Here is a 21,810-nt window from a genome sequence, read left to right on the forward strand (position 1 = left end):
AAAGCCCGACAGTTGCCCACGGAGGCCGCACTTTCTGTGTGATCCATGTCATCCCCGCCCGACAGCGCGCCCCGTAACGTGTCCCCCACACACGTGGAAAGCGAGGCACGCACCGATGTCCGAGCACAGCCCGCTCGACCTGGCCGAAGGCGATCCCTTCGGCCCGCACAACCTCCCGTACGGCGTCTTCTCCACCGCCGACGAGCCCGACCGGCGCCGGCTCGGCGTCCGGATCGGCGGGCACGTGCTGGACGCGGGTGCCGCGGCGCACGCGCTCGGCTCCCCGTACGCGGCGCTCCTCGACCGACCGAGCCTCAACCCGCTGCTCGCGGCCGGGCGGACCGCCTGGCGTGACGTCCGCCGGGCGCTCACCGCCTGGCTCACGGTGCCCGGGCACCGGGCGGACATCGAGCCGCTGCTGCACCCGCTCGGCGAGGTGACCCTGCATCTGCCGTACGAGGTCGCGGACTACGTCGACTTCTACGCGAGCGAGCACCACGCGACGAACGTGGGCCGGATCTTCCGCCCCGACGGCGACGCGCTCACCCCCAACTGGAAGCACCTGCCGATCGGTTACCACGGTCGCGCGGGAACGGTCGTGGTCTCCGGCACCGATGTCGTACGCCCTTCGGGGCAGCGCAAGGCCCCGACGGACCCGGCCCCGGTCTTCGGTCCCTCCGTCAAGCTGGACATCGAGGCGGAGGTCGGCTTCCTGGTCGGCACCCCGTCGGAGCTCGGCACGCCGGTCGCGCTCGCCGACTTCCGGGAGCACGTCTTCGGTCTGACGCTGCTCAACGACTGGTCGGCACGAGACGTGCAGGCCTGGGAGTACGTGCCCCTGGGCCCGTTCCTGGGCAAGTCGTTCCAGACCTCGGTGGCGGCGTGGGTGACGCCCCTGGAGGCGCTGGACGCCGCCCGGACCGCCCCGCCCGCGCGGGACTTCCCGCTCCTTCCGTACCTGGACGACGCGGGTGAGGAGGAACCGGGCGGCTTCGACGTGCGGATCACGGTGGAGATCAACGGCGAGGCGGTGGCCGAGCCGCCGTTCTCCACGATGTACTGGACGGCCGCTCAGCAGCTCGCCCACATGACGGTGAACGGCGCCTCGCTGCGCACGGGCGACCTGTACGGCTCCGGGACGGTGTCCGGGCCCGAGGTGAACCAGCGCGGTTCGCTGCTGGAGCTCACCTGGAACGGCCGGGACGCGATCGAACTCGCCGGTGGCAAGCGGACGTTCCTTGAGGACGGCGACGAGGTCGTGATGACGGCCTGGGCTCCGGGCCCGGACGGCACGCGGGTGGGACTTGGCGAGGTCCGGGGCCGGATCGTCCCTTCGGCCTGATCGCCCGGCCTACACGGCCCGCCAGAGCGCGGGCACGTTCGGCGGCTCCCAGCCGGCCTGGCTCGTGTGTGCCTGGAGGCAGACATAGGCCGGGCCGCCGTAGGTGACCCGGTCCCCCGCCCGGTAGGCGGTCCCGGCGGCCCAACTCCCGCCGGGCGGCTGGGTGGTCGCGGTGGCGGTGGGACTCGGGCCGGGGTTCTGTGGCACGTTCAGGACGAAGTCGAAGGCCGCCTCCTTGGCCGCGCCCGCGTCCCGCACGCTCATCAGGAGCCGGGCGTCGAAGATACTGTCGGTGTTGTTGCGGGGCTCGCCCGGGAAGTACAGCTGCGAGGTGAGCACCGGGCGCCCGGGCGCCTGCACCTTGACGTGGAGGTGCCGGGTGCGGCCCGGATAGAGGCCGGGCACGATCGTGGTCAGCTTGAACGCGCCCTGGGCGTCGGTGAACTGGTGCCCGCGGAACCGGAAGCCGGTGTTGTCGTAGGCGCCGTTGGTGTCGGCCTGCCAGAAGTCGAGCAGGGCGCCGGCTATCGGCCGGCAGGCGAGCCCGAAGACATAGCCGCTCACGGTCAGCCGGACGCCGACCGTGCCGGACTCCGACAGACTGTTCCGCAGGGGCGAGTCGGGCTTGAAGTACGGGCCCTCGGTCTGCGGCGGGGTGGGGTCGTCGCCGTCGTCGCACTCCGGCGTCAGCGCGGCCGCCACCTCGCCCGTGGTGAGCGTACGGGCGAGCGCCGGTACGCCCATGAGGACCGCGGGTGCCGCGATGCCGGCCGCGAGCGCGGCCCGCAGCACCGCCTTCCGGGTGACGTGCCCGGTGCTGGTCTCGTTGTCCATGCCTGCCTGCTCCTCGCGTGGGGGCTGAGGGGGGTCGGCACTGAACCTAGGCGGGCCTGGCGCCGCCTTCGATGGACGGATCACGGCGGTCGTGGTGTTTCCGACCGCGGCGCTTCCGCTCGTGATCCTGCCGCTCGTCGCGCTCGCGTTCGTGGGACCTCCGGAAGTCCCCGGGGCTGGATCCCGTCTCGCGGCGGAAGAAGCGGCAGAAGTACGCGGGGTCGTCGAAGCCGATCCGGGCCGCGACCTGACGTATGGACAGTTCGGTGCCCACCAGCAGGCGTTGGGCCTCCCGCGAGCGCGCCTCGCGGAGCAGCGCACCGGGGGTGCGACCCGTGGCGGCCCTGACGGCTTCGGCGAGGTAGCCGGGGGTGACGCCGATCAGCTCGGCGCACTCCCGCACGGTCGCCCCGTCCGTTCCGGTACGGGCCAGCAGGCGGGCGAACTCCCCGGCGACGGCGGCGGGCCTGCCCGGTGGAGGCGCGTGGGTGCCGGGGCCGCGCAGTCTCGCCGTACGGACCAGGAGGACGTGCAGCAGGGAGCGCAGGACGGTCGCGAAGCCGTCGGCGCCGTGCCCGTACTCCTCGACGAGTTCGCCCATCAGAAGGCCGGTACGCGCGTGGGTGGGCCCGTCGAGGGTGAGCCAGGGCCGCTCGCCGAGGCGGCGCAGGAGGTCCCGGTCGCCGGGGTGGTCGAGGAGGAAGTCCTCGGTGAAGAGGACGACGGTGCCGTCCAGACCCCGGGCGTCCTCCCAGTGGTGCAGCTGCCCGGGCAGGACCAGGCCCAGGTGGGGCGGGTGGAGCTCCCAGCGGGCGAGGTCCACGACATGGGTGCCGGTCCCTGCGGTGACGTGGACGATCTCGTAGAAGGTGTGCCGGTGCGGGAAGGCGGCCCTGGACATGGGGCCGATGGTGTCGAAGGTTCCCACGGCGAAGGGCACCTGGTCGGGCAGCCGGACCTCCAGGCGGTGCATCGGCGGGTCGCCGGCTCTGGGGGCGGTGCAGGGGGTCCCGGGTAAGGCGGTCGTGCCGCTCATGGCGCGGCTCCCTCTCCTCTGCTGGTACAGACCACTGGGGGCGCTTCCCACGATGGCACGGACACCTCCCACAGGTCACCCCCGCGCACGACGAGGGGCCCGGCTCGCCCCCGAGCCGGGCCCCTCACGCGTACGGCCGGAGCTACCGGACGAACACGCTCGCCTGGTTCGCGAGGTCCAGGAAGTACTGCGGCGCGAAGCCGAGCACCAGCGTGACCGCCACACCCGCCGCGATCGTGACCGTCGTCAGGGCCGAGGGCACGGCGACGGTGGGGCCGTCCGCCTTCGGCTCGCTGAAGAACATCAGCACGATGACCCGGATGTAGAAGAACGCGGCGATCGCCGAGGAGATCACACCGACCACGACGAGCGCGCCCGCGCCGCCGTCCGCCGCCGCCTTGAAGACCGCGAACTTCCCGGAGAAGCCGGAGGTCAGCGGAATTCCGGCGAAGGCGAGCAGGAACACCGCGAAGACCGCCGCGACGAGCGGCGAACGACGCCCGAGACCGGCCCACTTGGAGAGGTGGGTGGCCTCGCCGCCCGCGTCCCTGACCAGCGTGACGACGGCGAAGGCGCCGATGGTCACGAAGGAGTAGGCGCCCAGGTAGAAGAGGACGGACGAGATTCCGCTGGGCGTGGCCGCGATGACACCGGCGAGCAGGAAGCCCGCGTGCGCGATCGACGAGTACGCGAGGAGCCGCTTGATGTCGGTCTGGGTGATGGCGACGATCGCACCGCCCAGCATGGTGACGATGGCGACGCCCCACATGACCGGCCGCCAGTCCCAGGTGAGGCCCGGCAGCACCACGTACAGCAGACGGAGCAGTGCGCCGAACGCGGCGACCTTGGTCGCGGCGGCCATGAAGCCGGTGACCGGGGTCGGGGCGCCCTGGTAGACGTCCGGGGTCCACATGTGGAACGGCACGGCGCCGACCTTGAAGAGGAGGCCGGTGAGGACCATCGCGAAGCCGATGAGCAGCAGCGCGTCGTTGCCCATGGTGTCGGCGAGCGCCGGGTTCACGGTGGCGATCGAGCCGTCGACGACCTGGGCGATGGTGGCGTACGAGACGGAGCCCGCGTAGCCGTAGAGCAGGGCGATCCCGAAGAGCAGGAAGGCCGAGGAGAAGGCGCCGAGCAGGAAGTACTTGACGGCCGCCTCCTGCGACATCAGCCGCTTGCGGCGGGCGACGGCGCAGAGCAGGTACAGCGGGAGGGAGAAGACCTCCAGGGCGACGAAGAGCGTCAGGAGGTCGTTGGCGGCCGGGAAGACGAGCATGCCGGCGATGGCGAAGAGGGCGAGCGGGAAGACCTCGGTGGTGGTGAATCCGGCCTTGACGGCGGCCTTCTCGTGGTCGCTGCCGGGGACGGCGGCGGCCTCTGCGGCGAAGGAGTCGACCTTGTGGCCGTGGTCGGCCGGGTCGAGCCTGCGCTCGGCGAAGGTGAAGATCGCGACGACGGAGGCGAGGAGAATGGTGCCCTGGAGGAAGAGGGCGGGTCCGTCGACGGCGATGGCGCCCATGGCCGCGATGTGGGCCTTGGTGGAGCCGTAACCGCCGGCCGCGAGGCCGACGATGGCGGCGAAGGCGGCCACGAGTGCCACGACGCTGAGGAAGACCTGGCTGTAGTAGCGGCCCTTGCGGGGCACGAAGGCCTCGACGAGGACGCTGACGATCGCGGCACCGAGCACGATGAGGACGGGCGAGAGCTGGACGTACTCGATGTGGGGTGCCGGGATCTTGTCCAGCGGTTCGGCAGCGGTCGTCCACAGGCTGTGGACAGAGGATGCGACGGCGGATGTGCTCACTTGGCCGCCTCCACTTCGGGGGTGGGGTCCTTCTGCTGGACGTCGGACATGGTGTGCTGCACGGCCGGATTGACGACGTCCGTCAGCGGCTTCGGGAAGACCCCGAGGAAGATCAGGACGGCGATCAGCGGAACGACCACCGCGAGTTCACGCACCCGCAGGTCGGGCAGCTCCCGTACCTCCTCCTTCACGGGCCCGGTCATCGTCCGCTGGTACAGGACGAGGGTGTAGAGCGCGGCGAGGACGATGCCGGTGGTGGCGATGACACCGGCCACCGGGTAGCGGGCGTACGTGCCGACCAGGACGAGGAACTCGCTGACGAACGGGGCGAGTCCGGGCAGCGAGAGGGTCGCGAGACCACCGATCAGGAAGGTGCCGGCGAGCACCGGGGCGACCTTCTGCACACCGCCGTAGTCGGCGATGAGCCGCGAGCCGCGCCGGGAGATCAGGAATCCGGCGACGAGCATCAGGGCGGCCGTCGAGATGCCGTGGTTGACCATGTAGAGCGTGGCACCGGACTGGCCCTGGGTGGTCATCGCGAAGATGCCCAGGATGATGAAGCCGAAGTGCGAGATCGACGCGTAGGCCACCAGGCGCTTGATGTCCCGCTGGCCGACGGCGAGCAGCGCCCCGTACACGATGCTGATCAGGGCCAGGACGACGATCGCCGGGGTGGCCCACTTGCTCGCCTCGGGGAAGAGTCCGAGGCAGAAGCGGAGCATCGCGAAGGTGCCGACCTTGTCGACGACGGCGGTGATGAGGACGGCGACCGGAGCGGTCGCCTCTCCCATCGCGTTCGGCAGCCAGGTGTGCAGCGGCCAGAGCGGCGCCTTCACCGCGAAGGCGAAGAAGAAGCCGAGGAACAGCCACCGTTCCGTGCTGGTCGCCATCTCCAGCGACCCGTTGGCCCGGGCCTCGGCGATCTCGGTGAGCGAGAAGTTCCCCGCGACCACGTAGAGCCCGATGACGGCGGCCAGCATGATGAGGCCGCCGACCAGGTTGTAGAGGAGGAACTTGACGGCCGCGTACGAGCGCTGGGCCGCCGCGTTCTCGTCGGAGCCCGCGTGGGCGCGGTCGCCGAAGCCGCCGATGAGGAAGTACATCGGGATGAGCATGGCTTCGAACAGGATGTAGAAGAGGAAGACGTCGGTGGCCTCGAAGGAGAGGATCACCATCGCCTCGACCATGAGGATCAGGGCGAAGAAGCCCTGGGTGGGCCGCCACCGCTTGGAGGAGGTCTCCAGGGGGTCGGCGTCGTGCCAGCCGGCCAGGATGATGAACGGGATCAGCAGCGCGGTCAGCGCGATGAGCGCGACCCCGATGCCGTCGACCCCGAGCTCGTAGCGGACGCCGAAGTCCTTGATCCAGGAGTGGGATTCGGTCATCTGGTACCGCTCGCCGCCGGGCTGGAACCGTACGAAGACGACGGCGGCGAGCACGAGCGTGGCGAGCGAGACGAGCAGCGCCAGCCACTTGGCTGCGGTGCGGCGGGCGGCGGGGACGGCGGCGGTCAGGATCGCGCCGACCGCCGGAACCGCTGCCGTCACCGTAAGGAGCGGGAAGGACATGGAAGTTACACCGCCCTCATCAGCAGGGTCGCGGCGATCAGCACCGCCGTACCTCCGAACATGGAGACCGCGTACGAGCGGGCGTAGCCGTTCTGGAGCTTGCGCAGCCGGCCGGAGAGTCCGCCGACGGAGGCCGCGGTGCCGTTGACCACGCCGTCGACCAGGGTGTGGTCGACGTAGACGAGCGAGCGGGTCAGGTGGGTGCCGCCGCGGACGAAGACGGCGTGGTTGAGGTCGTCCTGGAGGAGGTCGCGGCGGGCGGCCCGGGTGAGGAGCGAGCCGCGCGGGGCGACGACCGGGACGGGCTTGCGCCCGTACTGGACGTACGCGAGACCGACACCGATCACCATGACGGCGACGGTGGCGGTGGTGACCGTGGTGGCGCTGAGAGGCGAGTGGCCGTGGGCGAAGCCGGTGACCGGCTCCAGCCACTCGACGAAGCCGGCGAACTCGAAGAAGGCGCCCGCGGCGACCGAGCCGACGGCGAGCAGGACCATGGGGATGACCATGGTCTTGGGCGACTCGTGCGGGTGCGGCGGGTTGCCGTCCGCGTCGGGCTGCCAGCGCTTCTCGCCGAAGAAGGTCATCAGCATCACGCGGGTCATGTAGTACGCGGTGATGGCCGCGCCGAGCAGGGTGACCGCGCCGAGGATCCAGCCCTCGGTGCCGCCCTTGGCGAAGGCCGCCTCGATGATCTTGTCCTTGGAGAAGAAGCCGGACAGGCCGGGGAAGCCGATGATCGCGAGGTAGCCGAGGCCGAAGGTGATGAAGGTGACCGGCATGTACTTCCGCAGGCCGCCGTACTTCCGCATGTCGACCTCGTCGTTCATGCCGTGCATGACCGAACCGGCGCCGAGGAACAGCCCGGCCTTGAAGAAGCCGTGGGTCACCAGGTGCATGATCGCGAAGACGTAGCCGATGGGGCCGAGGCCGGCGGCCAGGATCATGTAGCCGATCTGCGACATCGTCGAGCCGGCGAGGGCCTTCTTGATGTCGTCCTTGGCGCAACCGACGATCGCACCGAAGAGGAGCGTGACGGCGCCGACCACGGTGACGACGAGCTGCGCGTCGGGGGCGGCGTTGAAGATGTCGGCGGAGCGGACGATCAGATAGACACCGGCGGTCACCATCGTGGCCGCGTGGATGAGGGCCGAGACCGGGGTCGGGCCCTCCATCGCGTCCCCGAGCCAGGACTGCAGCGGCACCTGGGCCGACTTGCCGCAGGCGGCGAGGAGCAGCATCAGGCCGATCGCGGTCAGCTTGCCCTCGCTGGTCTCGCCCGTCGCCCCGAGCACCGGCCCGAAGGCGAAGCTGCCGAAGGTGGTGAACATGATCATGATGGCGATGGAGAGGCCCATGTCGCCGACCCGGTTGACCAGGAAGGCCTTCTTCGCCGCGGTGGCCGCGGTGGGCTTGTGCTGCCAGAAGCCGATCAGGAGGTACGAGGCGAGGCCGACGCCCTCCCAGCCGAAGTACAGGAGCAGGTAGTTGTCGGCGAGGACGAGCAGGAGCATCGCCGCGACGAACAGGTTGAGGTAGCCGAAGAAGCGGCGGCGGCGCTCGTCGTGCTCCATGTATCCGATGGAGTAGACGTGGATGAGCGTGCCGACCCCACTGATCAGCAGGACGAAGGTCATCGACAGCTGGTCGAGCTGGAAGGCCATGTCCGCCTGGAAGCCCTCGACGGGGATCCAGGTGTAGAGCCGCTGGTGCAGGGCCCGGTCGTCGGCGCTCCTGCCGAGCATGTCGGCGAAGAGCGCCAGGCCGATGACGAAGGAGACGGCCGCGAGGAGCGTGCCGATCCAGTGCCCGGCCTTGTCGAGCCGCCGTCCGCCCAGGAGCAGCACGGCCGCGCCGAGCAGGGGTGCCCCGATGAGCAGCGCAATGAGATTTTCCACGGTCAGCCCCTCACAGCTTCATCAGGCTGGCGTCGTCGACCGAGGCCGAGTGGCGGGCACGGAAGACGGACACGATGATCGCGAGCCCGACGACGACCTCCGCGGCGGCGACGACCATCGTGAAGAACGCGATGATCTGGCCGTCGAGGTTTCCGTGCATGCGGGAGAAGGTGACGAACGCGAGGTTGCAGGCGTTGAGCATGAGCTCGACGCACATGAAGACCACGATCGCGTTGCGCCGGATCAGGACCCCGGCCGCACCGATGGTGAACAGCAGCGCGGCGAGGTACAGGTAGTTGACGGGATTCACCGGGTGGCCTCCTCTTCGTCCCGGTCGCGGCCGAGCCGCTCCTCGGAGCGCTGCTCCAGGGCCTTGAGGTCGGCGAGTGCCTCGGTGGACACGTCCCGGATCTGGCCCCGCTTGCGCAGGGTCTGCATGACGGTGAGCTCCGCCGGGGTGCCGTCGGGCAGCAGACCGGCGATGTCCACGGCGTTGTGCCGGGCGTAGACACCGGGCGCCGGGAGCGGCGGGAGGTGCTTGCCTTCCCGTACGCGCTGCTCGGCGAGCTCACGCTGGGTGGCGGCCCGCTCGGTGCGCTCGCGGTGGGTGAGCACCATCGCGCCGACGGCGGCGGTGATGAGAAGCGCGCCGGTGATCTCGAAGGCGAAGACGTACTTGGTGAAGATGAGGGCGGCGAGGCCCTCGACGTTTCCGCCGTGGGCGCTGTTGGCGGCGCCGAGTCCCGCGAACTCCTTCAGCGAGGCGTTGCCGATGCCGGCGACGAGCAGGATGCCGAAGCCGAGGCCGCAGGCGACGGCCCACCAGCGCTGGCCCTTGATGGTCTCCTTCAGCGAGTCCGCGGCCGTGACACCGACCAGCATGACGACGAAGAGGAAGAGCATCATGATCGCGCCGGTGTAGACGACGATCTGGACGATGCCGAGGAAGTACGCCCCGTTGGCCAGGTAGAAGACCGCCAGGATGATCATGGTTCCGGCGAGGCAGAGCGCCGAGTGCACGGCCCGCCTCATCAGGATCGTGCAGAGGGCTCCCACGACGGCGACGGTGCCGAGGACCCAGAACTGGAAGGCCTCACCCGAAGAAGTCGCGTAGGCCGCGAGGTTCACGCTCATGCGTCCGCCCCCTCCGGCTCGTCCTTCTCCCCCTTGGACACGGCGACCTGGCGGACGGTCCCGGGGGCGGCTCCCTCGACGAGGCCCAGGTAGTAGTCCTGCTCGGTCATGCCCGGGAAGATCGCGTGCGGCGAGTCGACCATGGTGTCCTCAAGGCCCGCGAGGAGCTGCTCCTTGGTGTAGATCAGGTTCTCGCGGGAGGAGTCGGCCAGTTCGAACTCGTTGGTCATCGTCAGCGCCCGGGTGGGGCAGGCCTCGATGCAGAGTCCGCAGAGGATGCAGCGGGCGTAGTTGATCTGGTAGACGCGGCCGTACCGCTCGCCCGGGGAGTAACGCTCCTCGTCCGTGTTGTCCGCGCCCTCGACGTAGATGGCGTCGGCCGGACACGCCCAGGCACACAGCTCGCAGCCGATGCACTTCTCCAGACCGTCGGGGTGACGGTTGAGCTGGTGCCGGCCGTGGAAGCGGGGCGCCGTCGTCTTCTGCTGCTCCGGGTACTGCTCGGTCAGCCGCTTCTTGAACATGGCCTTGAAGGTCACGCCGAAGCCGGCCACCGGATTCTGGAAATCAGACACCGTCCGTCTCCTTTCCATCACTCGCAGGAGCGGTATCGGGGGCGCCACTGGCAACGAGGTCCCGGTCCTGCCGCGGCCTGCGCCGGGGCACGGGCGGCAGGGACTGTCCGGGCTTGGGCGGTACGGGGAAGCCTCCGGCCATCGGGTCGAAGGAGCGGGAGTCCGCGGGGGCGGGCGCCGCGGCCTTCGCCCTGCGGTCGCGGAACACGTCGACCACGAAGGAGAGCAACAGCAGTCCGAGGACGGCTCCCGCGACGTACAGGACGATGTTGCCGAAGGCGATGTTCTCGTTCCGCAGCGCCCGGACGGTGGCGACCAGCATCAGCCAGACCACGGAGACCGGGATGAGGACCTTCCAGCCGAGCTTCATCAGCTGGTCGTAGCGGACGCGGGGCAGCGTGCCGCGGAGCCAGATGAAGAAGAAGAGCAGCAGCTGCACCTTGATGACGAACCAGAGCATCGGCCACCAGCCGTGGTTCGCGCCCTCCCAGAAGGTGGAGACCGGGTACGGGGCCCGCCAGCCGCCCAGGAAGAGCGTCACCGACACGGCCGAGACCGTCACCATGTTCACGTACTCGGCGAGCATGAAGAGCGCGAACTTGATGGACGAGTACTCGGTGTTGAAGCCGCCGACGAGGTCGCCCTCGGACTCCGGCATGTCGAACGGGGCGCGGTTCGTCTCACCGACCATCGTGACGATATAGATGATGAACGAGACCGGCAGCAGGATCACGAACCAGCGGTCCGCCTGCGCCTCGACGATGGCCGAGGTCGACATCGACCCGGAGTAGAGGAAGACGGAGGCGAAGGCCGCGCCCATCGCGATCTCGTACGAGATCATCTGCGCGCAGGAGCGGAGCCCGCCGAGCAGCGGGTACGTGGAGCCGGAGGACCAGCCGGCGAGGACGATGCCGTAGATGCCGACGGAGGCGACCGCGAGGACGTACAGCATCGCGATCGGCAGGTCGGTGAGCTGCATCGAGGTGCGGTGACCGAAGATCGAGACCTCGTTGCCGGCCGGGCCGAAGGGAATCACGGCGATCGCCATGAACGCCGGGATGGCCGCGATGATCGGGGCGAGGACGTAGACGACCTTGTCGGCCTTCTTGACGATCACGTCCTCCTTGAGCATCAGCTTGACGCCGTCCGCGAGGGACTGGAGGAGGCCCCAGGGGCCGTGCCGGTTGGGGCCGACGCGCAGCTGCATCCAGGCGACGACCTTGCGCTCCCACACGATGGAGAACAGCACGGTGATCATCAGGAAGGCGAAGCAGAAGACGGCCTTGATCAGGACGAGCCACCAGGGGTCCGTACCGAACATGGACAGGTCTTCGGCGGCGAGCGGCGTGGTCATGCCTGCACCTCCGTGACATCGACGGGCCTCGGGGTCGCCGGGCCGATGCGGACCAGGTCGCCGGGGTGGGCGCCGGTGTCGGAGAGGACGCCGCGCCCGGCCGAGTTCAGCGGGAGCCAGACGACACGGTCGGGCATCTCGGTGACCCGGAGCGGGAAGGCGACGGAGCCCGCGGGGCCGGTGACTTCGAGGGTGTCGCCGTCCTTGACGCCGGTGTCGGCGGCGGTGGCGGCGGAGAGCCGGGCGACGGCCTCGTGCCGGGTACCGGCGAGGGCGGTGTCGCCCTCCTGGAGCCGGCCGAGGTCGAGCAGCATCCGGTGTCCGGCGAGGACGGCCTCGCCGTCGCCGGGCCGGGGCGCGGCCTGGCCGGGTTCGACGGGCTCGGAGGCCCGCTCCTCCGTCCAGCCGCCGAGCCGGTCGAGTTCCCGGCGTACGGCCCTGAGGTCGGGCAGCGCCAGGTGGGCGTCGAGGGCGTCGGCGAGCATGTGGAGCACGCGCGCGTCCGCGGGAGCCAGGGGCCGGGTCATCTGCTCGGGCTTGAGCGCGGCCTCGAACATCCGGGCCCTGCCCTCCCAGTTGAGGAAGGTGCCGGGCTTCTCGGCGACCGCGGCGACCGGGAGGACGACGTCGGCGCGTGCGGTGACCTCGCTGGGCCGCAGCTCCAGGGAGACGACGAAGGCCGCGTCGAGGGCTTCCCGCGCGCGTGCCGGGTCCGGGAGGTCGGAGACCTCGACGGCACCGACGAGCAGGGCGGCGAGTTCGCCGGTGGCGGCGGCCTCCACGATCTGGCCGGTGTCGCGGCCGTAGCCGTGCGGGAGTTCGCGGACGCCCCAGGCGGCGGCGACCTCCTCACGCGCGCGCGGGTTCGTGGCGGGCCGGCCGCCGGGCAGCAGCGCGGGGAGCGCTCCGGCCTCGACGGCTCCGCGTTCGCCGGAGCGGCGCGGGATCCACACGAGCCGGGCGCCGGTGGCGGCGGAGGCGCGCAGGGCGGCCGTCAGGGCGCCGGGGACGCCGGCGAGGCGTTCACCGACGACCAGGACCGCGCCTTCCTGGCGGAGGGCCTCGGCGGCGGCGAGCCCGTCGCCTTCGAGGCCCACCCGGGAGGTGAGCGCGTCGAGCCACTCGGTCTCGGTGCCGGGGGCGGCGGGCAGCAGGGTGCCGCCCGACTTCTCCAGGCCGCGGGTGGCGAAGGCCGCGACCGCGTAGGTCTTCTGGCCGTGCTTGCGCCAGGCCTTGCGGAGCCGCAGGAAGACGCCGGGGGCCTCCTCCTCGGACTCCAGGCCGACGAGGAGGACGGCCGGGGCGGCTTCGAGCGAGGTGTACGTGACGCCCGTGCCGTCCAGGTCGCGGCCGCGTCCGGCGACGGCGGAGGCCAGGAAGTCGGCCTCCTCGCCGGAGTGGATCCGGGCGCGGAAGTCGATGTCGTTGGTGTCGAGGGCGACCCGGGCGAACTTGGCGTACGCGTAGGAGTCCTCGACGGTCAGCCTGCCGCCGGTGAGGACGCCGGTGCGGCCGCGGACGAGACCGCGGGCGGCCGCCTCCAGGGCCTCGGGCCAGGACGCGGTCTCCAGCTCACCGGTCTCGGGGTTGCGGACCAGCGGGGTGGTGAGCCGGTCGCGCTGCTGGGCATAGCGGAAGCCGAACCGGCCCTTGTCGCAGATCCACTCCTCGTTGACCTCCGGGTCCTCGGCGGCGAGCCGCCGCATGACCTTGCCGCGCCGGTGGTCGGTGCGGGTGGCGCAGCCGCCGGCGCACTGCTCGCAGACCGACGGCGAGGAGACCAGGTCGAAGGGGCGGGAGCGGAAACGGTAGGCGGCCGAGGTGAGGGCGCCGACGGGGCAGATCTGGATGGTGTTGCCGGAGAAGTACGACTCGAAGGGGTCGCCCTCGCCGGTGCCGACCTGCTGGAGCGCGCCGCGCTCGATCAGCTCGATCATCGGGTCGCCCGCGACCTGGTTGGAGAAGCGGGTGCAGCGGGCGCAGAGCACGCACCGCTCGCGGTCGAGCAGCACCTGGGTGGAGATCGGGACCGGCTTCTCGTACGTCCGCTTGACGCCCTCGAAGCGGGACTCGGCCTGCCCGTGGGACATCGCCTGGTTCTGCAGGGGGCACTCGCCGCCCTTGTCGCAGACGGGACAGTCCAGCGGGTGGTTGACGAGCAGCAGCTCCATCACGCCGTGCTGGGCCTTCTCGGCGACGGGGCTGGTCAGCTGCGACTTCACCACCATGCCGTCGGTGCAGGTGATGGTGCAGGAGGCCATCGGCTTGCGCTGGCCCTCGACCTCGACGATGCACTGGCGGCAGGCGCCCGCGGGGTCGAGGAGCGGGTGGTCGCAGAAGCGCGGGATCTCGATGCCGAGCTGTTCGGCGGCGCGGATGACGAGCGTCCCCTTGGGGACGGAGATCTCGGCGCCGTCGATGGTCAGCGTCACGAGGTCCTCGGGCGGCACCGGCGCGCTGCCGCCGCCACTGGGGGTGGACGCGATGACGGTCATGCGGTCACCTCCTTGTGGTTGTCCGCCCAGGCGGTCGACTTGGCCGGGTCGAAGGGGCAGCCGCGGCCGGTGATGTGCTGCTCGTACTCCTCGCGGAAGTACTTGAGCGAGGAGAAGATCGGCGAGGCGGCGCCGTCGCCGAGGGCGCAGAACGACTTGCCGTTGATGTTGTCGGCGATGTCGTTGAGCTTGTCGAGGTCGGACAGCTTGCCCTTGCCGGCCTCGATGTCACGGAGCAACTGGACGAGCCAGTACGTGCCTTCTCGGCATGGCGTGCACTTGCCGCAGGACTCGTGGGCGTAGAACTCGGTCCAGCGGGTGACGGCCCGGACGACGCAGGTGGTCTCGTCGAAGCACTGGAGCGCCTTCGTTCCGAGCATCGATCCGGCGGCGCCGACGCCCTCGTAGTCGAGGGGGACGTCGAGGTGCTCGTCGGTGAACATCGGAGTGGAGGAGCCGCCGGGCGTCCAGAACTTGAGCCGGTGGCCGGGGCGCATGCCGCCGCTCATGTCGAGGAGCTGGCGCAGGGTGATGCCGAGGGGCGCCTCGTACTGGCCGGGAGAGGAGACGTGGCCGGACAGCGAGTACAGCGTGAAGCCCGGGGACTTCTCGCTGCCCATCGAGGTGAACCACTCCTTGCCCCGGTTGAGGATCGCGGGAACGGACGCGATGGACTCGACGTTGTTCACCACAGTGGGGCAGGCGTACAGACCGGCGACCGCGGGGAAGGGCGGGCGCAGCCGGGGCTGGCCGCGGCGCCCTTCGAGCGAGTCGAGCAGCGCGGTCTCCTCACCGCAGATGTACGCGCCGGCGCCGGCGTGCACGGTGATGTCCAGGTTCAGTCCGCTGCCGAGGACGTCCCGGCCGAGGTAGCCGGCGGCGTACGCCTCGCGCACCGCCTCGTGGAGGCGGCGCAGGACGGGGACGACCTCGCCGCGCAGGTAGATGAACGCGTGCTCGGAGCGGATCGCGTAGCAGGCGATGATCATTCCCTCGATGAGGGAGTGCGGGTTGGCGAAGAGAAGGGGGATGTCCTTGCAGGTGCCGGGCTCGGACTCGTCGGCGTTGACGACGAGGTAGTGCGGCTTGCCGTCGCCCTGCGGGATGAACTGCCACTTCATGCCGGTGGGGAAGCCTGCGCCGCCGCGTCCGCGGAGGCCGGATTCCTTGACGTACGCGATGAGGGCGTCGGGGCTCATCGCGAGGGCCCGCCTGAGCCCCTGGTATCCCTCGTGCCGCTCGTAGGTCTCCAGGGTCCAGGAGTCGGGCTGGTCCCAGAAAGCGGAGAGAACGGGCGACAGGAGCTTCTCGGGGCTGCTGTTGTTGATCTCGGCGGCCAAGGTCATCACTCCCCCTCCTGACCGGAGGTCTCACCACGCGGGTGGACGATTCGGTGGTGCGGCTGCTCGCCCTTGGCGAGGCGGAGTCCCACGAGCGAGGCGGGGCCCGCGCCGCCGGTGGCCTCGACGGCGCCGGGGCGCTCGTCGGGGAAGCCGGCGAGGATGCGCGCGGTCTCCTTGAACGTGCAGATCGGGGCGCCGCGGGTGGGTTCGACGGTCCGGCCGGCCCGCAGGTCGTCGACCATGCGCTTGGCGGACTCGGGGGTCTGGTTGTCGAAGAACTCCCAGTTGACCATCACCACGGGGGCGAAGTCGCAGGCCGCGTTGCACTCGATGTGCTCGAGCGTGATCTTGCCGTCGTCGGTGGTCTCGTTGTTGCCGACGGCGAGGTGCTCCTTGAGCTCCTCGAAGATGGCGTCGCCGCCCATGACCGCGCAGAGCGTGTTCGTACAGACGCCGACCTGGTAGTCGCCGGAGGGCTTGCGCCGGTACATCGTGTAGAAGGTGGCGACGGCGGTGACCTCGGCGGTGGTCAGGCCGAGGGTCTCGGCGCAGAACGCCATGCCGGTACGGGTGACATGACCCTCCTCCGACTGCACGAGGTGCAGCATCGGCAGGAGCGCGGAGCGGGAGTCCGGGTAGCGGTCGATGATCGCCCGCGCGTCCTCCGTCAGGCGGGCGTGGACCTCGGCCGGGTACGCGGGGGCGGGGAGCTGGGGCATGCCCAGACTGATCTGGTCGGTCATCGGTCGACGCCTCCCATCACGGGGTCGATGGAGGCGACGGCGACGATGACGTCGGCGACCTGGCCGCCCTCGCACATCGCGGCCATGGCCTGGAGGTTGGTGAAGGACGGGTCGCGGAAGTGGACCCGGAAGGGGCGTGTGCCGCCGTCGGAGACGACGTGCACGCCGAGCTCGCCCTTGGGCGACTCGACGGCCGCGTAGGCCTGCCCGGCCGGGACCCGGAAGCCTTCGGTGACCAGCTTGAAGTGGTGGATCAGGGCCTCCATGGAGGTGCCCATGATCTTCGCGATGTGGTCCATGGAGTTGCCGAGGCCGTCGACGCCGAGCGCGAGCTGCGCGGGCCAGGCGATCTTCTTGTCGCCGACCATGACGTCGCCCGGCTCCAGACGGTCGAGGCACTGCTCGACGATCCGGAGGGACTGCCGCATCTCCTCCAGGCGGACGAGGAAGCGTCCGTAGGAGTCGCAGGTGTCGGCGGTGGGGACCTCGAAGTCGTAGTCCTCGTAGCCGCAGTACGGGTCGGTCTTGCGCAGGTCGTGCGGGAGGCCCGCCGAGCGCAGGATCGGTCCGGTGGCGCCGAGCGCCATGCAGCCGGTGAGGTCGAGGTAGCCGACGTCCTGCATGCGGGCCTTGAAGATGGGGTTGCCGGTGGCGAGCTTGTCGTACTCCGGCAGGTTCTTCTTCATGGTCTTCACGAACTCGCGCACGGCGTCGACGGCGCCCGGCGGCAGGTCCTGGGCGAGGCCGCCGGGGCGGATGAACGCGTGGTTCATCCGCAGGCCGGTGATCAGCTCGTACAGGTCCAGGATCATCTCGCGGTCCCGGAAGCCGTAGATCATGATCGTGGTGGCGCCGAGCTCCATGCCGCCGGTGGCGATGCACACCAGGTGGGAGGAGAGCCGGTTGAGCTCCATCAGCAGGACGCGGATGACGCTCGCCCGGTCGGGGATCTGGTCGGTGATGCCGAGCAGCTTCTCCACGCCCAGGCAGTACGCCGTCTCGTTGTAGAACGAGGTGAGGTAGTCCATGCGCGTGACGAAGGTGGTGCCCTGCGTCCAGGTCCGGTACTCGAGGTTCTTCTCGATGCCGGTGTGGAGGTAGCCGATGCCGCAGCGGGCCTCGGTGACGGTCTCGCCGTCGATCTCCAGGATGAGCCGGAGCACGCCGTGGGTGGACGGGTGCTGGGGGCCCATGTTGACGATGATGCGCTCGTCGTCGGCCTTCGCGGCGGACTGGACGACCTCTTCCCAGTCACCGCCGGTCACCGTGTAGACGGTGCCTTCTGTCGTCTCGCGGGGAGACGCGTGGGAAGTGCTCACGAGTACGACCTCCGCTGGTCCGGAGCCGGGATCTGGGCGCCCTTGTACTCGATGGCGATGCCACCGAGGGGGTAGTCCTTGCGCTGCGGGTGGCCCTGCCAGTCGTCCGGCATCATGATCCGGGTGAGGGCGGGGTGGCCGTCGAAGACGATGCCGAAGAAGTCGTACGTCTCGCGCTCGTGCCAGTCGTTCGTCGGGTAGACCGCGACGAGGGACGGCAGGTGCGGGTCGGTGTCCGGGGCGGACGTCTCCAGGCGGATCAGCCGCCCGTGGGTGAGCGAGCGCAGGTGGTAGACGGCGTGCAGCTCGCGGCCCTTGTCGCCCGGGTAGTGGACGCCCGAGACGCCGGTGCAGAGCTCGAAGCGGAGTGCCGGGTCGTCGCGGAGGGTCCTGGCGACCCGGACGAGGTGCTCCCGCTCGATGTGGAAGGTGAGCTCGCCCCGGTCGACGACCGTCTTCTCGATGGCGTTCTCGGGGAGCAGGCCCTGCTCCTCCAGCGCGCCCTCGAGTTCGTCGGCCACCTCGTCGAACCAGCCGCCGTAGGGGCGGGTGGCCGGGCCGGGGAGCCGGATCGAGCGGACGAGTCCGCCGTAGCCGGAGGTGTCGCCGCCGTTGTTGGCGCCGAACATGCCGCGCTGGACGCGGACCTCCTCGCCGTGCTCCCCGCGCTGCCCCGGCAGGTTCTGCGCGCTGAGGTCCTTCTCTGGGTTGGGTGTCTCGTCGCTCACTGTGCCGAACCGTTCCCTTCTCCGCCCGCGCGGCGCAGAGGTGCCGGCTTCGTTGCTTGCTGCGGCCCGGCGGCCGCGCGTGCGTCGGTCACCTCAGCAGACCCTTCAGTTCGATCGTCGGCAGCGCCTTGAGCGCCGCCTCCTCCGCCTCCCGGGCCGCCTCCTCGGCGTTCACGCCGAGCTTGGAGCTCTGGATCTTCTGGTGGAGCTTGAGGATCGCGTCGAGCAGCATCTCCGGGCGCGGCGGGCAGCCGGGCAGGTAGATGTCGACCGGCACGATGTGGTCGACGCCCTGGACGATCGCGTAGTTGTTGAACATGCCGCCCGAGGAGGCGCAGACGCCCATGGAGATGACCCACTTGGGGTTGGGCATCTGGTCGTAGACCTGCCTCAGGACCGGCGCCATCTTCTGGCTGACCCGGCCGGCCACGATCATCAGATCGGCCTGGCGCGGTGAGCCGCGGAAGACCTCCATGCCGAAGCGGGCCAGGTCGTACCGGCCGGCTCCGGTGGTCATCATCTCGATGGCGCAGCAGGCGAGGCCGAAGGTCGCGGGGAACACGGACGCCTTGCGCACCCAGCCCGCGGCCTGTTCGACCGTCGTCAGCAGAAAGCCGCTCGGGAGTTTCTCTTCGAGTCCCATAGGTGCCCCTCAGCCCTTCAGTCCCATTCCAGGCCGCCGCGACGCCACACATACGCGTAGGCGACGAAGACGGTGAGCACGAAGAGCAGCATCTCCACGAGCCCGAAAAGCCCCAGGGCGTCGAAGGTGACCGCCCAGGGGTAGAGGAAGACGATCTCGATGTCGAAGACGATGAAGAGCATCGCCGTCAGGTAGTACTTGATCGGGAAGCGGCCGCCTCCGGCGGGAGTGGGTGTCGGCTCGATGCCGCACTCGTACGCCTCAAGCTTTGCCCTGTTGTACCGCTTTGGCCCGATAAGCGTGGCCATGACCACGGAGAAGATCGCAAACCCCGCACCCAGGGCACCGAGCACGAGGACGGGCGCGTACGCATTCACGCTCCTCGCTCCTTCCAGTCGTCCTTGACCGTTGGACCGCACGGCCGGACCGTGAAAGATCGCCCCCATGTGAGGCAGTTCACAAGCCCGGCTGCCCCGCATCCTATGCCTGCCCCTCTGTGATCTGCGACACGGGGTACGCCAACGACTTTGTGATCTCCACCACCTGACGAAGGATCATGAAGTCGGATGAGCGGTGATCTTGTTGCGCGAAGCGCCCAGGTGATCACCAGATGTGACATCCGGACCGGAAATCGCTGATCGGAGGGGGTGTCGCACTATCAAGTGATGGTCACTACAGGCAAATTGGCGATGGACGCATCCGGGTGATAAAGGAAGCGGCTGTCGCCCGGTCGGGGGGTCCGGCGTACGGCGGTGGACGCGTGCACCCGTTCACGAGCGTTCGTGAGACGGAAGTGTGACCTGCACCACACCTCGGCGCCTCCAAAAACATGGGGCTTGGCCACATGCGTCAAGAGGTGGTAAGCGTCGGGCAATTCGGGCGTTTCATTGAAAACCCGTGATCAAGGGCCAGATGAGCTCTGCCCGATTTGCCCGTTACGGCGTCAATAAGGGCGCCACAGAAGCGGATTAGGAGATTCCGAACGTAACTGTGGCGCAACCCACGTTTCTTGAAGGGAACCGTGAAGCCCTGATAGCGGTTGTCCTCATGTCCCACACCGCTCACATACCCAGCCACCGGAAGCCCCGCCGCAGCGCCTCGAAGCTCGCGCTGCGAGCCGGAGTTGCCGGTGGCGTCCTCGGCACCATCGCGGTGGCCGGTGCTGCCGGGCCGGCGAATGCCGAGCCGGTGACCGAGACCATCGAAATGCCCACCCTGGGCTCCCTCGAGACCGGCACCGGTCTCGCCTCCGCCGTCGCCGCCTCCGCCGAGGCCTCCCAGCAGGAGGCGCTCGACCAGAGCCTCCAGACGCAGGAGAACCTGGCGCTGCAGAAGGCCGCCCAGGAGGCCAAGAAGGCCAAGGCCGAGGCCGACCGCAAGGCCGCCGCCGAGAAGGCCGAGAAGGCCCGTCTCAAGGCCGAGGCCGAGGCCAAGGCCGAGCAGGAGCGCAAGGAAGCCCAGGAGCGCGCCTCCCGTACCAGTGAGCGCACCCAGCTCGCCGCGACGTCCGCCGGCGGCTCCTCGGACTCCGGCTCCTCGGCCGGTTCCGGCGAGAGCCAGACCCAGGCCCCCTCCGGCTCCGCAGCCGCGATCGTGGCCTTCGCCCGCGCCCAGATCGGCGACTCGTACGTCACCGGCGGCACCGGCCCCAACTCCTGGGACTGCTCCGGCCTCGTCCAGGCCGCCTACCGCCAGGCCAACATCGACCTGCCCCGCATCTCGTACGACCAGTCGAGCATGGGCACCTCCGTCTCCCTGAGCAACCTCCAGCCGGGCGACATCCTGTACTGGGGCAGCCGCAGCGGCTCGTACCACGTCGCGATCTACGTGGGCGGCGGCAACTACGTCGGCGCGCAGAACTCGTCGACCGGTGTCGTCGAGCGCTCCCTGGACTGGGACATGCCCTCCGGCGCGGTCCGTCTCCTCTGACCGGCCCGCTCCCCGCGGCACACGAGAAGCCGTCACTCCTCGGGGGAGTGACGGCTTTTCCCTGTTCGATGACTGTACGGTCCGTAAGTCCTACATGCGGAAGTTTTCGATGATCCGGGCGTAACTGTCCCCTCCGTGGCCCGCCTCGACCGCGGCGCGCATCAGGTCCAGGTGCAGCTCCGGCAGCCGGTTGTCGACGCCCCGCGCTTCCCCCGCGTGCAGCAGGTGCCCGATCGCCGCCACCTGGACGTCGATCGTGGCGTCCGCGCCCGGGTACCTCCCCTCGTCGATCTGCTCGGCGTACCCCGTCATGAACCAGGAGACCGTCTTCAGCCAGCGGGTCGCCACCGCCGTGAAGTCCCTGGCCGGCACCCCGTCCGCGCCCGCGAGGGCGGTCGCGTGCAGCCAGCCGCCGAAGACGGACCACATGAGGCCGAGCAGCCCCGCGTCGTAGAGCGAGGCGAGCCCCGCGTCCGCGCCGAGGTCCACCGGGTCGCCGAGAACGGCGAGCGTCGCGCGGTGCGCGGCGAGCAGCTCGGGCGAGCCCGAGTAGAGGACCATGCTGGCGCTGTCGCCGACCCCCGGCGGGGTCGTCATGACGGCGCCGTCGAGGTAGCCGATGCCGTGCTCGGCGGCCCACTCCGCCTCCGCTCGGGCCTGTTCGGGCGAACCGGAGGTGAGGTTCACCAGGACCCGGCCCCGCAGCGACCCGGTCACGGGGGCGAGGAGTCCGCGGACGGCCGGGTGGTCGAGGACGCAGACCACGACGAGCTCGCTCGCGGCGACGGCCTCCGCCACGGAGGCGGCGCGGACGGCGCCCCGGGCGACGAGGGCGTCGGCCTTCCCGGGAGTGCGGTTCCAGACGGTGGTGCGGTGGCCGGCGGCGAGGAAGGCGCCGGCGAGGGCGGAGCCCATCTGGCCGAGACCGATGACGGTGATGCTCTGTGCGTCGGCGTGCTGATCGGTGACGTGCTGTGCGTCGGGGTTCTGTGCGTCGGGGTTCTGTGCGTCGGGGTTCTGTGCGCTCATGGGATCCACGCTCGCAGCGGCGGAATCCGGACGACA

At 70.0% G+C, this 21,810-nt stretch carries 19 protein-coding genes; 2 read left to right on the forward strand and 17 right to left on the reverse strand.

Annotated elements, in window-relative coordinates; all coding sequences use genetic code 11:
* Positions 1-115: 115 nt before the first annotated feature.
* On the forward strand, positions 116-1,342 hold the full coding sequence (gene fahA / locus IF00_RS0116770; protein WP_030318820.1) for a fumarylacetoacetase: 1,227 nt from the start codon (positions 116-118) through the stop codon (positions 1,340-1,342).
* A 9-nt stretch (positions 1,343-1,351) separates the two neighbouring features.
* Here the strand turns inward: fahA and IF00_RS0116775 are convergent, their stop codons facing one another.
* The 16 genes from IF00_RS0116775 to IF00_RS0116850 form a co-directional block, all read right to left on the reverse strand.
* On the reverse strand, positions 1,352-2,176 hold the full coding sequence (locus IF00_RS0116775; protein WP_030318822.1) for a dioxygenase family protein: 825 nt from the start codon (positions 2,174-2,176) through the stop codon (positions 1,352-1,354).
* A gap of 46 nt (positions 2,177-2,222) precedes the next feature.
* The gene (locus IF00_RS0116780) at positions 2,223-3,212 is read right to left on the reverse strand and encodes a helix-turn-helix domain-containing protein (protein ID WP_078944708.1); all 990 of its coding nucleotides are present in this window, start codon (positions 3,210-3,212) and stop codon (positions 2,223-2,225) included.
* Positions 3,213-3,354: 142 nt separating this feature from the next.
* Positions 3,355-5,016, reverse strand: coding sequence for an NADH-quinone oxidoreductase subunit NuoN (gene nuoN, locus IF00_RS0116785; RefSeq protein ID WP_030318826.1), 1,662 nt, complete (start codon positions 5,014-5,016; stop codon positions 3,355-3,357).
* Entirely contained in the window at positions 5,013-6,584 is a 1,572-nt protein-coding gene (locus IF00_RS0116790) for an NADH-quinone oxidoreductase subunit M (protein WP_030318827.1), read from the reverse strand. Before IF00_RS0116790 ends, nuoN begins: the two co-directional genes overlap by 4 nt.
* A 5-nt stretch (positions 6,585-6,589) precedes the next feature.
* On the reverse strand, positions 6,590-8,482 hold the full coding sequence (gene nuoL / locus IF00_RS0116795) for an NADH-quinone oxidoreductase subunit L (RefSeq protein ID WP_030318828.1): 1,893 nt from the start codon (positions 8,480-8,482) through the stop codon (positions 6,590-6,592).
* A gap of 10 nt (positions 8,483-8,492) precedes the next feature.
* Positions 8,493-8,792 (reverse strand): NADH-quinone oxidoreductase subunit NuoK, encoded by a 300-nt coding sequence (nuoK, locus tag IF00_RS0116800; protein WP_017239464.1) that lies wholly within the window; start codon positions 8,790-8,792, stop codon positions 8,493-8,495.
* Positions 8,789-9,616, reverse strand: coding sequence for an NADH-quinone oxidoreductase subunit J (locus IF00_RS0116805; protein WP_030318829.1), 828 nt, complete (start codon positions 9,614-9,616; stop codon positions 8,789-8,791). The genes nuoK and IF00_RS0116805 overlap by 4 nt, the downstream gene beginning before the upstream one ends.
* Positions 9,613-10,209 carry an NADH-quinone oxidoreductase subunit NuoI gene (gene nuoI, locus IF00_RS0116810; protein WP_030318831.1) on the reverse strand — a complete coding sequence of 199 codons (597 nt, stop codon included), beginning with the start codon at positions 10,207-10,209 and terminating at the stop codon, positions 9,613-9,615. The genes IF00_RS0116805 and nuoI overlap by 4 nt, the downstream gene beginning before the upstream one ends.
* On the reverse strand, positions 10,184-11,545 hold the full coding sequence (gene nuoH / locus IF00_RS0116815; protein WP_030318833.1) for an NADH-quinone oxidoreductase subunit NuoH: 1,362 nt from the start codon (positions 11,543-11,545) through the stop codon (positions 10,184-10,186). Before nuoH ends, nuoI begins: the two co-directional genes overlap by 26 nt.
* Complete coding sequence (locus tag IF00_RS0116820; protein WP_030318835.1) at positions 11,542-14,040, reverse strand: NADH-quinone oxidoreductase subunit G; 2,499 nt, start codon at positions 14,038-14,040, stop codon at positions 11,542-11,544. Before IF00_RS0116820 ends, nuoH begins: the two co-directional genes overlap by 4 nt.
* Positions 14,037-15,389, reverse strand: a complete 1,353-nt coding sequence (nuoF, locus tag IF00_RS0116825; RefSeq protein WP_106975816.1) for an NADH-quinone oxidoreductase subunit NuoF — start codon at positions 15,387-15,389, stop codon at positions 14,037-14,039. The genes IF00_RS0116820 and nuoF overlap by 4 nt, the downstream gene beginning before the upstream one ends.
* On the reverse strand, positions 15,386-16,126 hold the full coding sequence (gene nuoE / locus IF00_RS0116830) for an NADH-quinone oxidoreductase subunit NuoE (protein WP_030318838.1): 741 nt from the start codon (positions 16,124-16,126) through the stop codon (positions 15,386-15,388). The genes nuoF and nuoE overlap by 4 nt, the downstream gene beginning before the upstream one ends.
* Positions 16,123-17,445 (reverse strand): NADH-quinone oxidoreductase subunit D, encoded by a 1,323-nt coding sequence (locus IF00_RS0116835; RefSeq protein WP_030318839.1) that lies wholly within the window; start codon positions 17,443-17,445, stop codon positions 16,123-16,125. Before IF00_RS0116835 ends, nuoE begins: the two co-directional genes overlap by 4 nt.
* On the reverse strand, positions 17,442-18,173 hold the full coding sequence (locus IF00_RS0116840; protein WP_030318841.1) for an NADH-quinone oxidoreductase subunit C: 732 nt from the start codon (positions 18,171-18,173) through the stop codon (positions 17,442-17,444). Before IF00_RS0116840 ends, IF00_RS0116835 begins: the two co-directional genes overlap by 4 nt.
* Before the next feature lie 88 nt (positions 18,174-18,261).
* Positions 18,262-18,816, reverse strand: coding sequence for a NuoB/complex I 20 kDa subunit family protein (locus IF00_RS0116845; protein WP_030318842.1), 555 nt, complete (start codon positions 18,814-18,816; stop codon positions 18,262-18,264).
* Positions 18,817-18,833: 17 nt separating this feature from the next.
* Positions 18,834-19,193, reverse strand: a complete 360-nt coding sequence (locus tag IF00_RS0116850) for an NADH-quinone oxidoreductase subunit A (RefSeq protein ID WP_019888619.1) — start codon at positions 19,191-19,193, stop codon at positions 18,834-18,836.
* 670 nt (positions 19,194-19,863) lie between these two features.
* Between IF00_RS0116850 and IF00_RS0116855 the strand changes: the two genes are divergently transcribed.
* A complete protein-coding gene (locus IF00_RS0116855) occupies positions 19,864-20,745 on the forward strand; it encodes a C40 family peptidase (RefSeq protein WP_030318845.1) in 882 nt (293 codons plus the stop codon).
* A 90-nt stretch (positions 20,746-20,835) separates the two neighbouring features.
* On the opposite strand, the gene IF00_RS0116860 is transcribed toward IF00_RS0116855, so the two are convergent.
* Positions 20,836-21,774 (reverse strand): NAD(P)-dependent oxidoreductase, encoded by a 939-nt coding sequence (locus IF00_RS0116860; protein ID WP_078944709.1) that lies wholly within the window; start codon positions 21,772-21,774, stop codon positions 20,836-20,838.
* Positions 21,775-21,810 lie beyond the last annotated feature (36 nt).

Origin of the sequence: Streptomyces flavochromogenes (assembly GCF_000717595.1) — a bacterium.
Classification (GTDB): domain Bacteria; phylum Actinomycetota; class Actinomycetes; order Streptomycetales; family Streptomycetaceae; genus Streptomyces; species Streptomyces flavochromogenes.